Origin of the sequence: Acidicapsa ligni (genome assembly GCF_025685655.1) — a bacterium.
GTDB lineage: Bacteria > Acidobacteriota > Terriglobia > Terriglobales > Acidobacteriaceae > Acidicapsa > Acidicapsa ligni.
Window position 1 is genome coordinate 207,531 of record NZ_JAGSYG010000004.1, and the last position, 20,511, is coordinate 228,041.

Annotated in this window: 19 protein-coding genes, 1 tRNA gene and 1 pseudogene; 8 read left to right on the forward strand and 13 right to left on the reverse strand. The window is 54.6% G+C overall.

The window, feature by feature from the left end; genetic code table 11:
- From OHL19_RS15105 to OHL19_RS15130, 6 genes are all read left to right on the forward strand, one after another.
- A complete protein-coding gene (locus OHL19_RS15105) occupies nt 1-1,125 on the forward strand; it encodes an acyltransferase family protein (protein ID WP_263358551.1) in 1,125 nt (374 codons plus the stop codon).
- Between the two features lie 212 nt (nt 1,126-1,337).
- Nucleotides 1,338-1,919: a hypothetical protein gene (locus tag OHL19_RS15110; RefSeq protein ID WP_263358552.1), complete on the forward strand. Its 582-nt coding sequence runs from the start codon at nt 1,338-1,340 to the stop codon at nt 1,917-1,919.
- A gap of 89 nt (nt 1,920-2,008) precedes the next feature.
- Nucleotides 2,009-2,896: a hypothetical protein gene (locus tag OHL19_RS15115; RefSeq protein WP_263358553.1), complete on the forward strand. Its 888-nt coding sequence runs from the start codon at nt 2,009-2,011 to the stop codon at nt 2,894-2,896.
- 413 nt (nt 2,897-3,309) lie between these two features.
- Entirely contained in the window at nt 3,310-3,726 is a 417-nt protein-coding gene (locus tag OHL19_RS15120) for a DUF1398 domain-containing protein (protein ID WP_263358554.1), read from the forward strand.
- Nucleotides 3,727-4,038: 312 nt separating this feature from the next.
- On the forward strand, nt 4,039-4,722 hold the full coding sequence (locus OHL19_RS15125; RefSeq protein WP_263358555.1) for a helix-turn-helix domain-containing protein: 684 nt from the start codon (nt 4,039-4,041) through the stop codon (nt 4,720-4,722).
- Nucleotides 4,712-5,251 carry a DUF6036 family nucleotidyltransferase gene (locus tag OHL19_RS15130; protein WP_263358556.1) on the forward strand — a complete coding sequence of 180 codons (540 nt, stop codon included), beginning with the start codon at nt 4,712-4,714 and terminating at the stop codon, nt 5,249-5,251. Before OHL19_RS15125 ends, OHL19_RS15130 begins: the two co-directional genes overlap by 11 nt.
- Before the next feature lie 40 nt (nt 5,252-5,291).
- On the opposite strand, the gene OHL19_RS15135 is transcribed toward OHL19_RS15130, so the two are convergent.
- From OHL19_RS15135 to OHL19_RS15160, 7 genes are all read right to left on the reverse strand, one after another.
- Complete coding sequence (locus tag OHL19_RS15135) at nt 5,292-5,897, reverse strand: hypothetical protein (RefSeq protein WP_263358557.1); 606 nt, start codon at nt 5,895-5,897, stop codon at nt 5,292-5,294.
- 204 nt (nt 5,898-6,101) lie between these two features.
- Complete coding sequence (locus OHL19_RS15140; protein ID WP_263358558.1) at nt 6,102-6,500, reverse strand: hypothetical protein; 399 nt, start codon at nt 6,498-6,500, stop codon at nt 6,102-6,104.
- Nucleotides 6,490-6,849, reverse strand: a complete 360-nt coding sequence (locus tag OHL19_RS23115; RefSeq protein ID WP_396126782.1) for a helix-turn-helix domain-containing protein — start codon at nt 6,847-6,849, stop codon at nt 6,490-6,492. The genes OHL19_RS15140 and OHL19_RS23115 overlap by 11 nt, the downstream gene beginning before the upstream one ends.
- A gap of 225 nt (nt 6,850-7,074) precedes the next feature.
- Nucleotides 7,075-7,713 (reverse strand): metallophosphatase domain-containing protein, encoded by a 639-nt coding sequence (locus OHL19_RS15145; RefSeq protein ID WP_263358559.1) that lies wholly within the window; start codon nt 7,711-7,713, stop codon nt 7,075-7,077.
- Between the two features lie 7 nt (nt 7,714-7,720).
- Nucleotides 7,721-8,455 carry a hypothetical protein gene (locus OHL19_RS15150; RefSeq protein ID WP_263358560.1) on the reverse strand — a complete coding sequence of 245 codons (735 nt, stop codon included), beginning with the start codon at nt 8,453-8,455 and terminating at the stop codon, nt 7,721-7,723.
- The gene (locus OHL19_RS15155) at nt 8,452-9,075 is read right to left on the reverse strand and encodes a hypothetical protein (protein WP_263358561.1); all 624 of its coding nucleotides are present in this window, start codon (nt 9,073-9,075) and stop codon (nt 8,452-8,454) included. The genes OHL19_RS15150 and OHL19_RS15155 overlap by 4 nt, the downstream gene beginning before the upstream one ends.
- Nucleotides 9,076-9,773: 698 nt before the next feature.
- On the reverse strand, nt 9,774-10,325 hold the full coding sequence (locus OHL19_RS15160; RefSeq protein WP_263358562.1) for a hypothetical protein: 552 nt from the start codon (nt 10,323-10,325) through the stop codon (nt 9,774-9,776).
- A gap of 990 nt (nt 10,326-11,315) precedes the next feature.
- On the opposite strand from OHL19_RS15160, the gene OHL19_RS15165 reads away from it, so the two are divergent.
- A complete protein-coding gene (locus OHL19_RS15165; protein WP_263358563.1) occupies nt 11,316-11,567 on the forward strand; it encodes a hypothetical protein in 252 nt (83 codons plus the stop codon).
- Between the two features lie 210 nt (nt 11,568-11,777).
- Here the strand turns inward: OHL19_RS15165 and OHL19_RS15170 are convergent.
- The 4 genes from OHL19_RS15170 to mobF form a co-directional block, all read right to left on the reverse strand.
- Nucleotides 11,778-11,864, reverse strand: a tRNA-Leu gene (locus OHL19_RS15170).
- 256 nt (nt 11,865-12,120) lie between these two features.
- On the reverse strand, nt 12,121-13,035 hold the full coding sequence (locus tag OHL19_RS15175; protein WP_263358564.1) for an ArdC family protein: 915 nt from the start codon (nt 13,033-13,035) through the stop codon (nt 12,121-12,123).
- 360 nt (nt 13,036-13,395) lie between these two features.
- The gene (locus OHL19_RS15180; protein WP_263358565.1) at nt 13,396-15,327 is read right to left on the reverse strand and encodes an ATP-dependent DNA helicase; all 1,932 of its coding nucleotides are present in this window, start codon (nt 15,325-15,327) and stop codon (nt 13,396-13,398) included.
- Entirely contained in the window at nt 15,328-16,143 is an 816-nt protein-coding gene (gene mobF, locus OHL19_RS15185; RefSeq protein WP_263358566.1) for a MobF family relaxase, read from the reverse strand.
- Between the two features lie 155 nt (nt 16,144-16,298).
- Between mobF and OHL19_RS15190 the strand changes: the two are divergent.
- Nucleotides 16,299-17,938 (forward strand): annotated as a pseudogene (locus OHL19_RS15190) (DUF6119 family protein).
- 47 nt (nt 17,939-17,985) lie between these two features.
- Here the strand turns inward: OHL19_RS15190 and OHL19_RS15195 are convergent.
- Together OHL19_RS15195 and OHL19_RS15200 are read right to left on the reverse strand one after the other, a co-directional pair.
- Nucleotides 17,986-19,953 (reverse strand): type IV secretion system DNA-binding domain-containing protein, encoded by a 1,968-nt coding sequence (locus OHL19_RS15195; RefSeq protein WP_263358567.1) that lies wholly within the window; start codon nt 19,951-19,953, stop codon nt 17,986-17,988.
- Complete coding sequence (locus OHL19_RS15200) at nt 19,950-20,375, reverse strand: plasmid mobilization protein (protein WP_263358568.1); 426 nt, start codon at nt 20,373-20,375, stop codon at nt 19,950-19,952. Before OHL19_RS15200 ends, OHL19_RS15195 begins: the two co-directional genes overlap by 4 nt.
- Between the last annotated feature and the right edge of the window lie 136 nt (nt 20,376-20,511).

The window sequence follows — 20,511 nt, forward strand, 5'->3', positions numbered from 1 at the left end:
ATGAGTGTTGCAGCCAGTGTCGACCGCACAAGCAGCGGGAAAGAGCACTTTGAAGTGCTGGACGGCTTGCGAGGAAGCGCGGCCTTCCTGATTGTGATCTTCCATTTCTTCAACTACGCCTTTGGATTTCACGGCCCCTGGGCGCTGGTCAAACACGCATATCTTGCTGTCGATTTCTTCTTCGCGTTGTCGGGATTCGTGGTGGGGTATGCCTACGACGACCGCTGGCAAAAGATGACTACTCTGCAATTCTTTCGTATTCGGCTGATCCGTTTACATCCGCTGGTACTGCTGGGGGCCACTCTGGGTCTGCTCTTTTATTTGTTCGATCCATTTGGGAAAGGGATGAACCATACACCTCCCATGACTCTATTACTCACTTACATTCTGTCCATGCTGTTGCTGCCGTCTCTTCCAACGGGCGGCCGGCAAAATGAAACACAAGCACTCAATGGCCCAGCCTGGTCGCTGATGCAGGAGTATTTGGGCAACATTGCCTATGCGCTGATTCTGCGTCGGCTGCGCACGGCAGCTCTGGCCATCATCGTTCTCGTGACAGGAGCGGCATTGTTCTGGGTAGCGAACGACAAAGGGTCGCTTGATGGCGGTTGGGGATACACGGAGATCTGGATGGCGCCGCTCCGCTTGACGGCTTCGTTTGTTATGGGACTCTTGCTCTATCGAATTCATGATCGTGTGCGTTTGCCTAAGATCGGGCTCCTGCTGCTCTCGATTGTTCTTGTGATTGCTTTCCAGATGCCGGTCTTTGAGAAGGCCGGTGGTCTCTCAATGAATGGGCTTTACGATGCTGGCTGCGTGCTCTTGCTCTTTCCACTGATCATTCTCTGCGGGGCACATTCCAATGCCGGTGCAGGAATGATCAACCTGTGCAAGTTCAGTGGGCGGATCTCGTACCCGCTCTATATCACGCACATCGGGTGGGTATACCTTTTGACGAATTATTCCTCGGCCTATCACCCAAGCGTTGCCTTTAGAGTTGGCTGGATCTTAGTCTTGCTGCCGACAGTGACGCTCGCTGCGTGGTTTGCGCTGAAATTCTACGACGAACCCATTCGCGCGTGGCTGACGCGGCGCTACGGAATCAAGCGTGCGGCGTTGCAATAGTCTGCGAGGCTAGAGAAGCCATGTAAGTATCGATAGCCCGGCTTCTCGTCGCTTACACGGGGCTCGACGGTTCGATACGAATTCGCCGATTCTTTGTGAGTGCGAAGCGGGTAGGCTTGGCTCTGTTGAGGATGTCACACTGTGGATTTCATTTCTTAGCTGCAAAGAATATAGCTTTCCTGCCGAAGAGCACATCGCATATTGTAAAGGGAATGAATGGTCATCACCTTGAAGACGGGCAACGGAGCAATGGAATTTTTCGCAAATTGCTTTACGTTGGGGGCGCGTTGCTTGTTTTGTTCTGCCTCTCGGCTATGCCTCTGCCAGGCCCTCTCAGTCGTGCCCGTGAGAGTTGGTGGCAGCATGCGGCGGAACGACGCGCGAAGGTGGAATCCTACGAGGCGCATGGCTGGCCGGATGACAATTCACACGCTGCCTCGGCTGACAGTGTCGTGATCGACGAAAAGAACGGGACTTCCAACTTTTCACCTACGCAGTGCGATTCCGGACAGCGGCGCATGTTCTATGGGGTTATCGTGACGGATCCAGGGCAGCCCGAGCTTAGTGCGCGCATTGTGCTCCCGGAAAGCGGAGACCCCCATGTGGCGTTGCAGAGGCGAGGAAAGCAAGACCTGGTTTTTAAGCGACAGAGCTGCTCTGTTTGGGACGTTTCGATCGAACAGACGAACTCCTTCTATAACCAGGTCCAGAATCTCCAGGGACACGCTTACTTCGATTGCACCAAAGACGCAGTTCATGTGACGGGGCATGTCGAGTTACGCGCATGTCATTGAAGAACGCAATTCGTCCGCTCTTTCCAAGGCCCAGTAGGAAAGCAAACAGTAGAGCAAATTTTAAACTTGATAATCGGACCCATAACCATATGCGTGCTATTTGCCTGCTTCTGCTTACAGCAACCTCGGTGGTTTTCGCTCAGCAACCACAGATTGTGCCGACGTCAGAGCGTGCCACTTATAGCAATGATGCACTCGGCTTCAGCGTCAGCTACCCCACATTGCTCTCGCAGAAAGACAACGAAGATCTGATCACAGCGATGCGTCGGTTCGGCAGCACGATCGACCCTGAGTTCATGTCCGAAGAGAAGCAGAATGCATTGCCCCCCGCATGTGTTCACACACTCTTCCACGTCAGCACACCGGACAACACAAGTATCCCCCTGGTCCTTCGGCGAGGCGCTGAGAAAACTCCTACTTCGGTACACATGGAACTGATCGTCTCCGAGTTTGACCGCAAGTGCCTTACAGACCAGTTTGGCTCCGCGCCCACTGATCCGAAAGAGAAGAAGGAAATGGAGGAACTGCTGGAGACGATTGGTCCCGCGATGCTGCTGGATCAACTCGTACAAGGCTACGGCTTCGATCCACTGGAAGTGATGAAGCAGTCAAAACCTGGATATACGCGGATGGAGAACTTCAATGCCGTCATGTACATGTTGGCGGAACACAAAGCCTATGGATGGATTGGACAGGTAACGCCCAATCAGTCCTACGACGAGGCCAAGGGAGAGAAGCCACCTAAAGTGAAGTGGTGGGATGATATCCGCACCATCACCGCACTGGATACGGTCGTGCAGCTTGGCGACAAGCTAATTATGATTCAGAGCTTCAGCGGTCCCGTTGCAGCTTTGGGAGCATCGCGTGACGTCAGCGTTCGCTTCGGCTCCGGAACTGAGACACCGATCTATAGCTTCCCTATACAAAGCCTTGATCTGAAAACAGGGCAGGGGATCGATCTGGATACCAATCGATAGCTACCGCCTGCGCATACTAATCGCAGCGGCGCGCCATTTGGGAGTAGCACAATGGTATTTATCGACCACTCGCGCTGCTGTCAGCATTTCGCTTTGCGCGACGTGCGCTTGCGGCCGGTTCCAGGTAGATGTGGTCATTCTCTGCAACTCACCGGAGATTGTTCGGAAGCATTATGCGAAGTACTCTCCTACCATCAGAACCACATCGACGATCTAATGGAGCGGCTGCATTCGCGCGCAACGCGCGATGGACGACGCAATGTTCCCATTCTCGCTAAATTCGCGGATGATAATGACGCGCACTTCTTCGACTGCTTGGATGCGAGCGAAAGGCTGACACTCCGTTAGCTCCTTGCGAAGGTCGCAGAGTGTCACAGCTTCAATAATGAGCCTAACGACTAAGAGGAAATTTCATGAGTAAAGCAATCGACAATCTCACTGAAGCGATGCAACGTGGTGCCGCGATCCGTCCCCGCGTCGGGGGCTTTCCATACCTGGCCGCAGCTCTCCGGCAAGCCGGCGTGACAAGGAACGTATGGTCTCTGCCATCATGCCAAAGTATTTTCATTACACATGAAGGCCCTGTTGCCATGCAGGGAGTGCCCTTGGTCACTGGCGCGGTCGATATCCCGGTATTTAATCAAGATGCTCTGATTAAAGCGCTTCGCATCGACCAAGCTGGAGACAGTACATTCCCTGAGTTTCTGGATGCCACATGGCAGGCAGGGGTCGTTGGCTATGAAGTGGATTTCGGCGGACGAACGGTTGCGTACAAAGGCTGCGACGGCGAAGAGTACATAGAAGCATATCCAGAAGTGAAGATCGGTTAGGGGTGCCTCGCCGATTTGGCATGTTTGGGCACAAACGAAAAGACGGCCTGTAAACCACACATTATAAGACTAGATATTTGGTGCCGGGAGGGAGGCGAACCCCACGACCTTGCGGTCGGTGGATTTTGAGTCCTTCATGTAGATCAGTAACCAACTTATTTACATATACTTACATGGACAGAATGAGTAAGTGTGTAAGCAACTGTGTAAATTGTCACATTTTTTCGGTGCCGCTCCCTCCGTCGGCTTGCTGTCACGAAGTCGATCCACGCCAAGGGACCCGATATAACACTTTCTGTTATATTTGAGGGCATGACTGGTGAAGACCTTAAATCGGTTCGCACCGCTTCGAACTGGACTCAGTCCGAAGCGGCCTTTCGCCTGGGCGTCACCCAAGCCTACCTTTCCATGGTCGAACGCGGTAGCAGACCGGTTTCGAATGCCCTGGCTTCAAAAGTGGTCCGTGTCTTCCCGTTACCTGCGACGGCCCGCCCCATAAAACATCGTGCGGTCAGGAGGGGAGGCGAAGAATTCTTCAAACGCGCTTTGGGCGAGCTCGGATACCCGGGATTTGCTTATTTGGAAAGTCAGCAATTGGTGAATCCAGCTAAGTTGCTTCTCCTCGCACTCGATAGCGAAGATCTCGATGCCCGGGTGACAGAAGCCCTGCCGTGGCTTCCCATGCACTTCCCTGATATGAACTGGGGCTGGCTTACCTCCGAGAGCAAGTCTCGAGATCGGCAGAATCGTCTTGCATACGTTGCTCTGCTGGCAAGCGACGTTGCGCAAAAACGCGGAGAATTTGAACTCGCGGAGAAACTGCGCTTTCATGCGGCGTCGCTGGAACGTTCTCGTCTGGCAAACGAAGACACGCTCGCCCATAGTTCACTGTCTGAGGCTGAACGCAAATGGCTGCGCACCCATCGACCTCCGTCAGCAGCTCACTGGAATTTGCTGACCGACCTGAAAGCCGAGGATCTTCAGCATGTCTTCTGAGTCACTACCTCCCGAACCATGGCGCTCATTCCTGCGTGACCTCGACGAAGCCTTGCAATCTCCTGCGCGTCTGGACTGCATCGGTGGGTTTGTTGTCACGCAGCTTTACGGACTGGATCGACCGACGGCGGATGTGGACGTGATTGAACTCGCACCGAAAGAGGCATCTGAAACGCTGATGGAGATCGCCTTGCAAGGAGGTCCTCTCCATCGAAAGCATCGAATCTACCTTGATCGCGTAGGCGTAGCTGCAATCCCTGAGAACTATGAAGAGCGGCTCACTGAAATGTTTCCTGAGGCATTTCGGCATCTTCGGCTGATGGCTCTCGATCCGTACGATATTGCTTTATCGAAGCTCGAACGGAACAGCCAGAAAGACCGTGATGACGTTAGACATCTCAGCCGCACGGTTCCTTTCAACATGGCTACGCTCCAGCAACGTTATGAGACTGAGCTGCGTTGGCAACTTGGAAGACCGGACCGTGAAGATCTGACAATGAAGCTGTGGATGGAGATGCTCTCGGAGTAGTGCATACATAAATGCGGCCAGGATCGCCAGAGCTATTCTTCTAATCTTTCTTCGCCTCATCCCAACTGAGTGGCCAGTTATGGGGAATCCCCAGGATTTCAGCACTTGTCCGTCCGGCGTGTTCTTCAAGCTGGCCAGTCACCTCAGAGAGAACCCAGCAAGAAAGATTTCCTTGGAAGTCGAAAGGCCGCTCCGGTGCGAAATGTGAGTACACCTCCAAACGATGCGCACCCATGCTCCGAGGATTGATAGCCCAGCCGCCAATAATTGCACTGACATTGGTCCTCCGTGCTTTGCCGTCAAGAAGCCATAGACCATCGTTCTTCCTGAATGGCTCTTGATGATGCACGGCGTCGTTAGTAAACCAAACATTGACGGCGGACGTGCCGAAGAGTGCGTCTGTCCAGTCGGTTCGGTCGCAACTCACACCGATGTGGTTTATCGCAAGGATGAACGGAAGTCCGACATCACCATACTTACGAGCCTTCTCAGCAACAGCACGCCGTAGTTCTCCTCTAGTATCGAGCCACTTCGTCTCTAAACCGGATGTCCCAACGGCACGGCCTGGTTTACCTCTGTGGCCCACACTCTTAGGGATGACAAGTAAGCGAAGAAACCAGCCGCTTTCTTCCCATTCGAACTGCATCGACTTTCTTCTTTCAAGTTGGAACGACTCCATCGGTATGTCCGGGTCGAGCGTCGTCAGCCACTCGTCCACATTTCTAGTGAGACGGCGAAAGGATGGTCTCAGTGAAGCTGTGCGGACCTCATCAATCTGAAGAAAAAAGTTAGGAGAGTTCACGCGGTCAAGCGCATCGTGAAGCTCGGCTTTTCGGCGCTTTGCTGAAGTTTACTCATCAGTTTCTACTCCTGCCAAACGGGCCTCGACGACGGCGACGGGTTGCCCATCTCTGAGGAGAAGAAAGTCTGGCCTGGCGTCTGAACCAGCTATGGCAGAGTGGACTTCAATACCGTACCCAATCCGAAGGAAGAGTTCGTGCAGGTAAAGTTCCCAGAACGCACCCGAGTGCTGATTGGGATTCTTATTACGAAAGCGGCGTGCCAAATCCTCGCGATGGGCGACTGGGTAGCGACCATACCAGCCTTCAAGGAGCGTCCGTGCAGCCACCACAGGCACGTCGGCGTGGGAGTTCATGTAATCGAAGTCCGTCTCCGCATGCCCCCTAAAGCCGAGACGAGTCGGTTGAGGATTCGTGAATAAGGTTGTGAATGTGTCTTCACGCTTCATCGGCGAAGTTTTCGTTATCCCTTCTAACAGTTCTGGAACTCCGCTTCGGGGCTCTGAGCCTAGCCACGATTCCGGCATCTTGCAACTTGCGGCCTAGTTCGTCATCTTTCGCCAACAGTGCCAAGTCATTTTCGAGTCGCAGCGCTTGCATGACTCGCGCGTAAACTCCCAGAGCAACGGCTGAGTCGCCCTTTTCCACCTTGGACAACGTGCGCCTAGTGATCCCTGCGCGTTGTGCGACCGTCTCTGCCGAGAGCTTTCTGCGCAATCGAGCAAGTTTCAGCAAAGCTCCAAAATCGTCTAATAGCCGGGCGACTCTCGGCACAAGCGATGGCGTCGATCTCCCCATAATGAGATTTATCTTAGCCAAATCGTTGCGACATTGGGCTAGATATCGCCCGTCTCGATGAAGGCCGGTAAAGTAACGAATCTGACTGTCGGCGTAGAGTAGCACCAGAACCAACGCCAAAATCCTGTCTGAAGGGTCGGCGGAGTTTCAATCCGCCGAGCCATACTCGATCGCAAAGTGTCTGACTTCGAGGGTCTGTTCTTTGAACCCTTTGCCTTTCGCTCGCTAGAAGTCGATTATGCGAATCTGACCAGCGGGATGCTTCGGCTCATAGCGCTCATTCAGGTATGCGGCATTCACGAAATGCATGCCTTCGCGCTCCAACTCTCCGGCCCCACCATGAATGTGCCCAAATAGATGCACCTTTGGCTTCTTGCTCCGGACGGCATCGAGCAGCTCGGCGCATCCGAGATGCGCCTCATGCGGCGCGATTTGATCAAGGACTCCTAGCGGCGGCCCGTGTGTGATCAGCACATCGAGATGTTCGGGAATGCTGTTCCAATATCTCGTCGCAGCAGTTCCGCGAGGGTACATGAAGGCCCAATTTAGGAATTCTGGAGTGTACGGGGAACCCCAGAGACGGACTCCCTCAATCGTGATCTCCGAGTTCTCTAAATAGTCGGCATTCGTGAGCAGGCCTTTAGCCGTTCCGGGATCGGACTGGAAATATTTGTCGTGGTTTCCGGCGCACACCACGCGATGCTTGAACGACTGCTGTCCCAGCCAACGATTGAACGAGATGATCTCACGCAAGTCTGTCCCAGAGTTCATGAAGTCGCCTGCATGGACGAGTACATCCCCCTCGGGCATCTCTTCGATCTTGTCGTGTAGTCCGTGTGTGTCGGAGATCAGTACGAATCGCATCGCTTAGCTATTTCTGTAAACCAGCTTTGTGCAAGAGTTCATCGATCAGAGCACGGTATTTGTCGACTTTCTCAGCAATATATTCACGACGGCACAAGTAGGTGAGTTTGTGCGCGGAAAAATTACCAAGCTCGCGGAAGGCATCTATGTCAGCACGTGAGCTGCGCGAGAGATTGAGTGTCGAGTTGTTTCTTGCGTCGGCAACGATACGCTCCAGCATGTAGTAAGTACCGGCGGTTGGGTCTTTGATCGCGGCGGCCACACCGAGCTTTTCGTATGCCAAGATCAGCAGAACCTCTTCAAGACGTCGCATGAGAACAGCGCATCCATCGAAGATGTTGTTTTCATAGGACGCATTGATCTGTTTTGCAATCGACTGAATGTAGCCATGAGTCTTCTCATACAGGATGGGCGGCAGGATGCTTCCGTTATCGATAATTTCCTGAGACTTCTGCGATAGCTGGGGGAATTTGGTTTCAAGCTGCTTGATGTAATCATGCTTCAGCATGAAAGTGCCGGTCGCCGCGCCGCGGATCGTCTTGGCACTCGCCTTCAGCCTATCGTTGAGACGACTTTTGTTCGGGATGCTGAAGTTGTGTCCATCGATCCATTGAACGTAATTGTCGGCGTTGAAATCACTAAATCCATTTTTCTTGAAGTGAAAAAACGAAAATAGACACGCCCGGTCAATTTCGTTCTGCTTAGATAGCTCAGCGGCCTCGATGAAATTCTCGATTGTCATACGGAGGCCGATACTTTCGCTTCAGCGATGAGTGCGGCCATTTGTCTTTTCCCAGATTCGAGCAAATGCCACGTCTCAGGTGATTTCATCGCATCGCTATTGACCGCCCCGGTCTTTCCTTTCTCTTTCGCAAGATCACGGGATACATTGTGAGACAGGATCGTTTTGAAACTTTTGAAGTGCTTATTAAACGTAGCCGCGATGATAGGAGCCGTCATCTCTGTGGCAATACCATCGTTGGTAAGCATGAAGAGGAGCCACATGGCCTTCTGTGTCGTGTACCACTCCTGCTTGGGGAAGCCATATTTCTCAGCGTCGTGTTTGAAATCAATCGCTTCGACTTTTGGTGCTGCTGGCTTGCGCTTTAGAGGGGATGGGCGGCGGTTTTTTGTATCTGTCGCGTTGGAGGCCTCAGCTTCTATTAGCCTCGATGGGGCAGCAGGCGTCTGAGGTGGCGCTCCATTAACAGTCGCAGCGCCTTGCGTAAGGGAAGCGATGGTTCCTATTAGATTCTGAACCTGATTCTGGAGGTTGGCGACCTTGCAGCTGACGTCGTCGCTCTCGCCCTTGATCTTGAGTTTTAGTCCGGTGATTTCAAATTCGATATCGAGCTTTGGCATAGGGAGGTAGGAAGCGGTTCATGATCAGAATGCGGAGATGGTAGCATTCTCCGACTCGTCAGTCACTCTTATTTGCGCTCGTTCAGCAACTGATTCCCGCGCTAAGCGAGTGTGACGTGGAGGATCAAAGGCCGGCCCCATATCTGGAGCCGGCCTTTCATTGCAAGGGGCGGTCATGCCGCCTTGTGATCCGTGACAATCATGCGCCACTTAACAGGCCCCTTACCGAAGCCATGAACGTGGTGGTTCTGAGGAGGCAGTGGCTTGTCATGGGTATGAACGACCTCATGACCACACACTTCGCAACGGTAGATTCCAGACCACGGTGTTCGATCACCAGGCTGAAACAGAGTGTCGAACGCTGGATTTGCGCGTGCTACATCGACGAATTGCGGGTAAAGATACAGTGCCATGGCGATACGACCTTTCGGAAAATTCTTCGCAGTTGGCTTACACTGTGTGAGCGAGATGGTGTCAGCACCATCTCACGGCCACCCCCGTTGATCTGGGGATGGAGCACGGAGTGGGCACCTAATCCCGATTCGCATCGCCCTCCAAGGTTCGCGAATCGGGATTGTCCGTTTAACGCCTCTAGCCCTCGGCGCAGACTAGAGACTCCGGCGTCTCGTCTTCTTCATGGCCTTCTCCATAGAAATCCATACTTGTGACATTCCACTCCGGGACACCCGAAGCTAAATTCATTCCGCATCACCGCCACCTGACATCATTTGCTTGACCTTACGGATTCCAGCTTCCGTTACCTTATAAAGCTTTCGGGCCTGACGAGTGTTACCACTCTTCCTAAGCTGAAGTACGAACGCAGGCTTCTGAGAAATAAGCGCACTAAGAGCTGAAGTGATATTGGAAGAAGCATGTCCCAGGTGCTTGAGTTCTGTATTCGCGCTTTGCGCGTCAAAGGTCGGCGCACCCTTGCAGACCTGAAGCCAATAGCCCGCTATGAGCGCTCGCATCACATCAGTCCCAGGACGAGCAGCATCAACGAGCGACGCGAAATCTTCAAAGTCAGAGGTAAGCCGAAGAGGTTCCTCAGTCTCTGGCACGGCCTGCGTAGCGACAGAGGTCTTCGCTGCAGTCTTGACGAACCCACTGATATCGAACCTTTCGACGACGTAGCGAATCACTCGGCCCTGCACTTCCCGATCCAGTCCTCCTATGATCTTGGCCACCTCACTAATCGCGGTGATTTCCTTGTCAAAATCAGTTATTGGGTTTTGTCCAGTGTCAGCCATAAGCGCAGCACCTCCATGGAAGACAACTCTACACTCGATCCAGATATTAACGCAATCACTAATTTCTATGGCCACCTTTATCTTACATATAGGCTCCCCCGCAAGCACCTCGATAGGTTTGGCCATATCTAGCAAAAACCCCATACTTCATTAGGCTTAGAAGCTCAAGCTACTTGAAAACGTCCAGGACCGCAGAAGCATTGAAAACACATGGCCACACTCATGTCTGAATATAATACTCATATATTTTTTTAGATGCTTTATTTTCAAGATCTTACAACATACTTTACGAGGTCATTTTATTGACTGTCACATGATGCCTATTAGTACAGCCGTTCGGCCCGGCGAGGCGTGACGGAGTTCCAACCGCATACCTCCGACTTCGTTCGACCGAACAGGAGAAGATTGCTGACTGGGGTTCCGCCGGGTTCGTGTAGAGCAAATCCTGCTATTTTCTTGCAATTCTGCGTGTCTGGAGATGTCCGCAGGCGATTAAGTCAGAAGGGACATGCGGGCGAAACGGTAAGCAGATTCCCTTCCCGCTTCGCCCAATCGGGCTATGAACTTCGACTGAAGGGCGTCCACTCCGCTCTTCGGTTGTCATCCTCATGCCAGTTTCGTCTCAATGGCTGCGGATTGCGCCTATAAATTACTCATTTTGAACAATTTACTGTGTTCATCTTCAAGACTATCGATGGAATCGATCGACACGAGTTTTGCTATTCGTCCCGGCGAAGCGTAACGGAGTTCCAACCGCATGCCTCAGACTTCGCTCTGCCGGTTAGGAGAAGCTTTTGACCGGAGGTTCTATCCGCGCAGGGATGGGGCCACTCGCTGCTTACGACTACCGCGTGGTGGAAAGCTAGGTATAAGTGGAATAGAGACGGGCGAGGTTGATTGTGCTTCGCTTGACTGTAGCGGCAAAGAGGCCGATCTGCGGGCGTCACGAGGGCGCCCATCACCGCGCGCACCCGGTGCTACGCTTGCCACATGAGTAACGACAGTTTTCAGCAGGTAACAATCGCCCGCCAAGAGCATCCGAACTCTCACGGCGAAGAGATGTACCGTATCCAGGTCGAAGGCACCCCAGAGAATCTTTGGACCGAGCCGGGCTGGTATGAAACCCTCGATGAGGCCTTTGCGGCCTTTGACTTCCCGCTCCGGACGGACCTGCAAGCAACGATCAGAGAGGCCTTCAAGGATTCCGACAGGGTAACGTTTAGCCTGAAGAATGCCTTCTAGACCAAAGTCGCGATCTCAACCGGCCAGAGCGCACAGTCGATGAGTAGCAACCTAAGCAGGGACCAGCACCGTGGTAATTATTGGAGGCATTCTTCTGATGGCTTGCAACACACTTCAGTAAGCAAGCGGTCTTCAGAGCCAGCGCGGTAGCGTCTAGTCTGACAATGAGCTTTGGATGGAAATGCTTTCGATTTCACGATGGGCTAAAAGTGGTGGCCGAGGTCGGACTTGAACCGACACGAAGTTGCCTTCGGCAGATTTTGAGTCTGCTGTGTCTGCCAATTTCACCACTCGGCCATACCAAGATTGTACCGCAGAACGCGGACCCGGTACGTCCTCGGATCGTGGCCTCTACCGTGCAGCCGGCGAGCGGAGGCCGGAAAGCAGCCGGAAACGGGTGCAAGGAGAAACCGAGCGGGTTTCTCCCTGCCGCGCGATGAGCGCGCAAACACGGTGAGGCCGCAGCTTCGCAACCTCACCGATGTGCCCTGTTCAGCCTCGAATGCACTTGTCCGTTATGGCCTCTTCGTAGCCTGCAAGCGCAGGTCCTTCTTCATGCCGCCTCCTCCACCAGTTCTGCGACTTCGGTGGTGGCCGTCTCCTCCTCCGAGACGGGCGGCTCCAATGCGGCAAGAATGACACTGGAGGTCTGCTGGATAACCTCCAAGCTTTCGGCCAGCAAGGATGCGTTGCCGTGGTAAAGCTGGATATAGTCCGCACTCGCCGAACCCGTCACTAATCCAACGGCATTGCCGACAACGAATGCGACGGCCTCGGCCTCCGTCTCGCGTACCGTCTTGGTGGTCGCGGTGCGGCGTTCGCTTTTATGAAGGAGTTCATGCGCCGTTTCATGTACCAGCGTGGCGAAGGTTTCGGCCTTCGACTGTCCGGGAAGGATGGCGATGCGTCCGCCGTAGCTCATGCCAAGAGCGGGAGCAATCTTCTCGTTGTAGACAAGCTGAATGCCCTTGGTCTGTAGGAACGCCGCCAAACGGTCGATGTTCTCGCCGGGGTTGCCAGAGACTTCGTGCATCGCGGGCAGGTCTACGCCATCAGTCTGCGAAACGTCGAAGACGTAAGCGTTGCGGAACCCCAACAGAATTCGCTCATTCTGCTTGGTGATGTCTTTTTGCGCTTCGGTGTCCTTCTTGCGGCGAGAGCCAACGATGGGAGCAAGGATGCGGATTCCTTTCTGTCCGGCTTTCACAGAGCGGCCAAGGTTCTTCCACGTCCAGAATCCGGCTACGCGGGTTGCGGTGGGCATCTGCCGCGCAATCTCTAAGACGTTGCCGAAGGAATACCCATGGAAACGGCTCATGGCAGTGAGGTAGTTGGTAAGGGCTTCGGAGTGTCCGGCCTCCAACTGCTCAATCAATAGCTTGATGTTGACGGCGATTAGTTCCTGTTTGTTGGTGGGCTTCTTGCTGTCGATAGTGGCGATGTTGTTGGTTGTGGCGATGGTCTTCATGATGTTGGCTCCTCGGGTTTGGCTTTTGCACTTCCGCGTTGAAACGCGGCATGTACATGCCGAACGCCACCTGGCGAAGGAGGGGGTAGCAAACGGAAAGGTCTTCGAGCGGAGCTTTTTGGGGGGACCGCGCGCAGCGTGGGGGAGCCAAAACCCGCAGGGCGAATGGCCTTGCAGAGCGCGGGGGGCAGAGCCCACTAGGAAGGTCTGGTTTCCTTATTCGTGCGTGTCAGCGCACAGGAGTTGTAGGGAGGGCGTTGCGGGATGGAAACTCCCGCAGAGGTGGAAGCGGAGAACGCGGAACGCGGTCGCAGCGCGGAGGAGGCCTCCTCCCCACGTACACGCACCTATCGGAGCAGACTACATACTGATTCCATGCCCATAGCTGTGTTCATACTTCGGTGCAATTTCCTGCTGCTGAACCGACTTGGCAATCCCCGGTGCATGGGCGCTCTGGTGGGAAACATCATGGCCCAACGCCAGTGGAAGTTTTTCTCGGTCGTTGGTGAAAAGCTGAGCATCGTGGGCTCCGCGCGAAATAGCAACATAGGCCATACGATTGTTGAGCAAATCCTTAGCACCTAATTCTGTATCCACATGCACAAGGACACGCTCTGCTGTTTGTCCTTGGCTGGAGTGACTGGTGACGGCATACCCATGATCGAGGTGCGGATGCTGATTCACGTCCATTTGTATCTGCCGGCCATCCTCCATCTTCAAGCCAATGCGCTTCTCGTCCCCGATGCTGACGATCGTTCCGAGTTCACGGTTGGCAACGCCCAACTCCCGTGCCGGTGCAGTGACCTGCACACGATCTCCGATAGAGAAAGCTCGCTCCTCTTCGCGGTAGACCGAGACGCCCTGTTGACGGCGCGGATCGTAGGTCTGCTCTGAGCCATCCTTCCGCTCGACCGTGAGCCGGTTGCTCGAAGCATCGACGGCAGACACTCGGGCGTACTCGCCTTTACCAATGCCCGTCTCTTTCGACGCGCGGCTGTACCGCAATATATCGCCAACCTCATAGCGTGCGGCCCACATGCGATCTGCGCCGGTCAGGTCTTGCCGTGGCACAAGCACCTGCATCCGATGCTCTTCTTTGCTAACAACACCTCTGTCTTGTAATTCAGCACGAATGGCTTGATTGATCTCAATCCGAGAACGGTTGTCCGGCGAGACGGCCAGCGTGTTCTCCGGTGACTTCGCATATTCGCGCGCAATTGCCGCGAAGCGTTCGGCGGGGTCTTTTACTTCATGCACCCGGCCCTGCCGTTCCAATCCCACGATGGCCTCTCCGACCTGACCTAGGGCAAGCTGCTCAACCACCTGCTTTAACTCCGGGTCTTTCTGACGCACGATTTCGTCGAGCTTGATCGTCTTCATACCCGCGTCCTGAAGCTGCGCGAAGATGCGGCCTGCCTCGATGGACTCATGTTGACGCGTATCACCCACCAGTAGGACACGGTCGTTCGGATGGAGTCGGGACAGAAACTCGTGCATCTGCTTCGTCGAAGCCAGAGATGACTCGTCCAGCACATACAGGCGTTTCTCTCCGGTATCGGGCTTCTGTCCGCGTGCAAGGTGCATCTGCAAGGTCGAAGTCTCGATCCCTGCTTCACCCAACTTTTGCGCTGCTCGTGATGTGGGCGCAAAGCCCTCCACCTTATATCCGTCAGCTTCCGCACCTTCGCGCACGACAGCCAGCGTTGTCGTTTTGCCTCCGCCTGCGATTCCATCCAATCCGACGATCTTCTCCCGCGCGAGAAAGACCGCATCGACCGCCTCACGTTGGGCTACATTCAACTCCGGGTGACGATCTTCGGTCGCAATGCGTATGCCCGGTCCCACCAGCATCGGATCTTCAAACCCGCGCTTGTTCCCGTCCTGCATAAGCTGGACCGTCTCGCGTTCCAAGCGCAGCATCGCGGAGGTCGTGATCTGAGGCCCACGCACGGAGGTTGGTGCTCCACGAAACTCCCCTGCCTGCAGACGCCGGTCGAACTCCTGCCGGACCTGGCTATAGGTCGTTTCCCCCATCCCGCGCTTGAGGGCGCTTTCGAGGATGGTGCGACGGTCTTCGACGGCGGAGCGCTCGAAGAGATGATCGCGGGCATACGTCACCGCCCGCTGCGCCGCTTTATCTGGCTCCTGCACCTGTTGCTGTCCGCGTTCTCTGGCCTGCGCAACAACATGATCGGCCTGATGACCATACTGCGCGGCCAGATCGCGATGCTGCTTTAATACTTCCTCCGGCGAGAGCAGTTCCTTCCGGTCACGCGTGAAATGCGCCGCCACCTAAGCGGCTCCCGCTCCATCGAGTCCCTGCGACCGAAGATGGTCTTTGATTTGTTCGCGGCGCGGGCTGGAAGCTTCGAGATATTCCTGCGTGTAGCCCTTGATCTCCGGCTGCCTATACTTGCCCGATTCAATCTCATAACCTAGGCCTTGCAATCGCGAAGCCAGTTCCGCACGGTAGATCGATGTGGCATAGTGCTGCGAGGCGTATAGCTCGTGCGATTGCACGGAGCGCGTCTGTCCGTTATCGCGTTCGGTGACATTGAAGATGACAGCATGAGTATGAAGTTGCGGTGCAGCGTAGCCCTCGACGGGTCGTGCGGTATCGTGCTCGAACGTCGCAGCTACGAACTTGCCTGTTGTCTCCGGGGCATGAACGTTGCCGATCCGTGCTTGCGTGTAGTGTTCCAACTCACCCAATGCCACTCGAACGCTCTCGCGGTGAGCCTCTCGAACCCGATCATCACCGCCCACAAGTGCCGTCAACGAAACTGATTTTGGAGCCGAGAACGTTGCGTCCCATCCGGCGCGGTGCTCGACGCTGGTGACTGCCTTGCCGTTTTTGCCTTCGTAGGTGCGCGAGACCTGGTGCCTCACCATCTGCGCTTGGGTGAGCGGGTGCTGGCCTTCCGTCAGCCGTGCAAAGTGCTCATCACCTACAGCACCGCAGAGGCCCCACTCTGCTGCAAGCTGACCATGCCATTCGCTATGGCCTTCCTGGTTACGGCTCCAGTAGTTCTGCCGCTCCGACGCAAACTCCCGCTCATGGTACGAACGTACCTGGCCCGCTGACAACGGCTTGGAGAGCGTCAGCATACAGAGATTCTAACAACAAGCAAAGAAAGCTACAGGGAGCACTTACGAAAGTTGGCAAATGCTTGCGATGAGCTGACTCTATCTGGATTATCAGCTTAGAATGGAGCGCATGATTCAGGGGCCAGACCTACTACACAGAGAAAATCGGGAGCCCAATGAGCAAGAGTCGACCGTTCTCCATATATCTTCTCAAATCCGAATACCACGCCAGCAACAGTCTAGTCGAAGACCATAAGCTAACCGAGGTATCCACCAACACGATGCCCGAAGGGGCTTCTCTCTTCATTCTCGATGGGAGCCCAAGCGACCCGTGGTGGAGGTCCTATTTCGGAGTTCAGATGGTTTTGAAGCAGGTGAGCAAGAGCGCCCTGCTTTTTCTGCCGGTGGATGACCGATGCTTTGCATTATCGTTTGGCCATGCCCATCACAGCCTACGTGACGAAAGTTTCGAGTATGACTTTGGGCTACGTGTGACTCTGAATTGCGTCGACCCGAAAGAGCTGAAGAGTACAGACACGCTTGATCCGGGCGCGGCACTTCGCCGAAGAACCCAATTGCCGATAGGGTCCGATCTCACATATTTCGACTTCGACGGTAACAGTGCAATCCTAAAAGCCTGACTGGCAAGGTGCTTCCCGAGTTCCGAGAGCTCTTTGCTAACGTCACCGGTTCTAGCAGTCTCACTATCCGGTCAAATGTGGGCGCGAACGGGTTGCTGGCGCTATGCCGGAGACTTCTCGGGTTTTACAACAGCCAAAACTATCGGACAACGTTCCCAGACATTGAAAACATAGTGCCGCTGAAAGACCCTGCTGTCATTGACAGACTCAGAGAGAAACTCATCGAAGGCATTCGCGTTAAGAGTGATGGGCTCTTTCTGACAGTACCCGACATGGTCGATTACAGAGATCAAGGGTATATAGCCTCATTTTCGGGTGCGGGCAGCAGCCTCAACCATGAGGACATTTTCATGACGAAATTCTATGAATATCTTGAGGCCCACGAACAGGCCTTGGAAAATCTCAGCTATGTCCAACTTTGCGGATACGGACTCGTTCTGGCTGACGAAGAAGGAAACATTCGCAAGCGTTACAACCTCGTTAACTGTCTGATCTTCGATACGGAACTAGACAATCAAACTCAAACATTTCATCTAACCGAGGGTAAGTGGTACAGAGTCGAAAATTCATATATCACTAAACTTTCAGAAGCTCTGGATCCGCTATGGACGGATATCTCCTTACCTCATTTTGTCCACACCAGCGAAGGACATTACAACGAGGCGATCGCTGCCGACAACGAAGCCTTCATTTGTCTCGACATGCAAAGCATCGGACCGCCGGGGCAGACGCGAATAGAGCCCTGTGATCTCTATTCCGTCGATGGGGAGTTTGCGGTGTTCCATCACATCAAGAGGTCTACAGTTTCCGCTCAGCTAAGCCATCTTTTCAATCAAGGAAATAACTCCATAGAGCTCATTAAATTGGAGGAGACTTGCCTCACCTCTCTGAGAGAACTCATCACAGAGAGGACGACAGCGGCCACCCTAGACGCGTTTCTTAGACCCCTCGCAGGAAAACGCTACAGAGTTGTCTTCGGCATCGTGACCCATAAAGATAGCGCCAGAAGATCTGAAAATCTCCCGCTGTTTTCGCGCGTGAGCCTTATGCGGATCGCCCGTTCGCTTCGCCTTAAAGACACTCAATGCAGGTTCGGTTTCATTGACGACCGCTCGGAAAAGAAGGACGGTGTGCCAAAAAAACGCAAGACAAAGGCAGATGCCACGCTGGCGTAGGAGTGCTCACATAAGAACAAAACAGCCAAGCTTAGATGTGTTTCTCTTCATTCAATCCCTTTACTCTCATCCCAACTGAACCCTTTCCGCTTCACCTCGGGCCTTTCCTCCAGCGGCAAAACTCCCTGCACGGGCTTCTTGGTTTCGGCAGCCTTGGCAGGAACCGATGTCTTCACGGCGTCTGTTTTGCGGGGCGGCGGCTGTTCTCTGGTCCGTTCCAGAAACTCCGGCTGCCTGTTCTGTTTCTTCGCCAGCCGAAACCTCGCTGGTACGACATGATTCTCCAGCTTGATAAAGCCTGTGAGCGGTCCGAGCCCACCTATCTCGGAGGCCATGATGAGCGGCTTGGTGGCAATCTCCATAGCGAAGCTCTTTTTCGAGCGAAGCAAACCCGTGCTGCGAGATTCCTTAAGACGTTCCACTTCGATTTCGCCGATGGCCTCGGAGATCCACTTCGCCGCGCGGGGTTCCGAAGTCTTCAAAAATATCTTGGTCGCAGGCTGGGACAGCATCGCTTCGGCATCCTGGCCGTAGCGCTTCTCCATCTGGCTACGTCCCTGCAAGCCCATCACGACGGGATTGCCATACTTACGATTTTCAGTCACAGCAGTATGAAGCTGAGGGAGTTTATTGAGGCTCGCCAACTCGTCCAGCACGAACCATACCGGCTTCACCGCTGGGTCTTCGCAATATCCCATCATGCGCAGGATAAAGAGGTCGAGCCATGCCGAATGCAGCGGCAGGACCTTCTGCCGATAGGCAGGAGAAGAGGTCAGAAATACCCAGCGTTTGCGTTCGGTGTACCACTCGGAGGTCGCGAAATTTCTTGGTGGATACTCCCACTCCGGCAATAGTTCCAGGCTGTCGGCCACCATATTCAGGCTGGACAGCACACCGGCACGTTGGGCTGGTGCACCGGGATGGAGCAGGGCCGCGAGTGGCGTTCCTTTCACTACTTCATCGATGCTCTGCGGATCGGCCATCATCCGCAGGATGTCTCGGGGTTGAGGCCCTTTTCGCAGCAAGTATGCAAGCACTCGGCGAGGGGCATCGGTGAAAAAGGCTTTCTCGTACTCTTTGTCCGGCAACATCGCGGAGGCGATGGTGGTGGCTGTCTCGGGCCGGTCGATCTCATCACCCAACGCCCAGTAAGGGCAGCGCTGATCGAGCGGATTCAGGATCAGGTCACCTCTCCTAGGGCTGTAGAATTCGCCGAGGAAATCCATTGCCGGGTCATAGACGATAGCGCTCTCGCCCCTGTCTTCGACCTGACGCAGGAGCTGGCGAATGGCCGAACTTTTACCCGAGCCCGTGTCACCCATGAGCAGGACATGGCTGGACTCCAGCCGTCGCGGGATATGAAAGCTGCGGGCGGGCAGGAACCGCCCGAGCGTTCCCTCGCGCTCCATCTGGAAGCGGATACCGCCATCGCTGGAACCGCGCAGTGCGATGAGAAGTTCAGGGCCTTTGGTAGGCCGTCCATGACGCTGCTCGTGCTTGCGGCTGACGCGAAGTTTATGGCCAAAGAAGAGCCACAGCAGGTGCAGGGAGAGCACCAACGCCGTCAGATAAAGCATTGGTCGGAGGAAGATCAGCCATGCAGGATCGCCGTCGTAGATTGTGTCCCTCAGGTAGGCTTGCAACTCCTTCGCACGGACTTTCCCTGAAGGTTTAATCTCGACTCCACGCCAGCCTTCTGATATTGCTTTTGAACTCAGTGCGAGAGGCTGTTTCGGGTTCGGCCCTTTTACCGCATCCTCGGGCAAAAGCGGTTCCGCTTTCCGCCCCGCAGCCGTCTTCTCGGCATAGCGAACGGTGGTCATCGCGCCGGGGTAGCCGCCCAGCGTAGAACATGTGGCGTAGGTTCCGAGGTAGAAAGTCTGGACGGGATTCATGGTCCAGCCGAGCCACAGCGAGGCCGGAAGAATCACCAGAAACGGCCCCAGGACGAAGAACAAAATCAGCCACAGGAGCCATCTTCCCCGGCTGGGAAAACGCATCGCTCCGACGCTCATTTCTGCCCTCCGGTTCCGCCCTCTCCGGCAATGAACTCAGTGAGCAATTTGCGGGCGTCGGCCAGCTTCCTCGCCTCTGCTTTGTCCCGGATTTTGATGACAGATTCTGGCAGCAGATACGTGCCTTCGCTCTGCGCCGAGGCCGACGCATGGAAGAGATTCAGGAGCATGAAACGGAGCGCCGAAATCTCCGCCAGCAACAACTCCGTGGGGTCGACAGGGCGCTCTCGGGCGGCGTTCAGGGCAAGCTCCCGCAGCCATACCGCGAGCGTCTTGCCGTTCTTCTCGGCAGCCGCTTCAACCTCCCGAAGCTCTTCCGGAGTGATCCTTGTCGCGATGGTTTTGGTGCGGAAGCCGGGCTTTTCCTGAGCGCTTTCCGAAGCGCTGGAAGCCGCCGGAGAACCGTTGACGAGAGGGCTCATGGGGAACCTCGCCTTACAAATAGCTTGCTCCCAGTCAGCTTCCTGCGTCAATTGGCTGATTTTGGCTGAAGTGCGCAAGCCCCGCGAAATCAATCTGTTTACGCTGACGTGCGATCTGCGTTTACATCGCGCGATC

Bases quoted from the DNA above. Each gene is read 5' to 3' on its own strand.
- OHL19_RS15125 (WP_263358555.1), top strand. From the start codon at position 4,039: ATGACTGGTGAAGACCTTAAATCGGTTCGCACCGCTTCGAACTGGACT.
- OHL19_RS15115 (WP_263358553.1), top strand. From the start codon at position 2,009: ATGCGTGCTATTTGCCTGCTTCTGCTTACAGCAACCTCGGTGGTTTTC.
- OHL19_RS15195 (WP_263358567.1), bottom strand. From the start codon at position 19,953: ATGAGCGTCGGAGCGATGCGTTTTCCCAGCCGGGGAAGATGGCTCCTG.
- OHL19_RS15120 (WP_263358554.1), top strand. From the start codon at position 3,310: ATGAGTAAAGCAATCGACAATCTCACTGAAGCGATGCAACGTGGTGCC.
- OHL19_RS15110 (WP_263358552.1), top strand. From the start codon at position 1,338: ATGAATGGTCATCACCTTGAAGACGGGCAACGGAGCAATGGAATTTTT.
- OHL19_RS15160 (WP_263358562.1), bottom strand. From the start codon at position 10,325: ATGGCTGACACTGGACAAAACCCAATAACTGATTTTGACAAGGAAATC.
- OHL19_RS15145 (WP_263358559.1), bottom strand. From the start codon at position 7,713: ATGCGATTCGTACTGATCTCCGACACACACGGACTACACGACAAGATC.
- OHL19_RS15175 (WP_263358564.1), bottom strand. From the start codon at position 13,035: ATGAAGACCATCGCCACAACCAACAACATCGCCACTATCGACAGCAAG.
- OHL19_RS15105 (WP_263358551.1), top strand. From the start codon at position 1: ATGAGTGTTGCAGCCAGTGTCGACCGCACAAGCAGCGGGAAAGAGCAC.
- OHL19_RS15130 (WP_263358556.1), top strand. From the start codon at position 4,712: ATGTCTTCTGAGTCACTACCTCCCGAACCATGGCGCTCATTCCTGCGT.
- OHL19_RS15200 (WP_263358568.1), bottom strand. From the start codon at position 20,375: ATGAGCCCTCTCGTCAACGGTTCTCCGGCGGCTTCCAGCGCTTCGGAA.
- OHL19_RS15155 (WP_263358561.1), bottom strand. From the start codon at position 9,075: ATGCCAAAGCTCGATATCGAATTTGAAATCACCGGACTAAAACTCAAG.
- OHL19_RS23115 (WP_396126782.1), bottom strand. From the start codon at position 6,849: ATGGGGAGATCGACGCCATCGCTTGTGCCGAGAGTCGCCCGGCTATTA.
- mobF (WP_263358566.1), bottom strand. From the start codon at position 16,143: ATGCTGACGCTCTCCAAGCCGTTGTCAGCGGGCCAGGTACGTTCGTAC.
- OHL19_RS15150 (WP_263358560.1), bottom strand. From the start codon at position 8,455: ATGACAATCGAGAATTTCATCGAGGCCGCTGAGCTATCTAAGCAGAAC.
- OHL19_RS15140 (WP_263358558.1), bottom strand. From the start codon at position 6,500: ATGAAGCGTGAAGACACATTCACAACCTTATTCACGAATCCTCAACCG.
- OHL19_RS15135 (WP_263358557.1), bottom strand. From the start codon at position 5,897: ATGCAGTTCGAATGGGAAGAAAGCGGCTGGTTTCTTCGCTTACTTGTC.
- OHL19_RS15165 (WP_263358563.1), top strand. From the start codon at position 11,316: ATGAGTAACGACAGTTTTCAGCAGGTAACAATCGCCCGCCAAGAGCAT.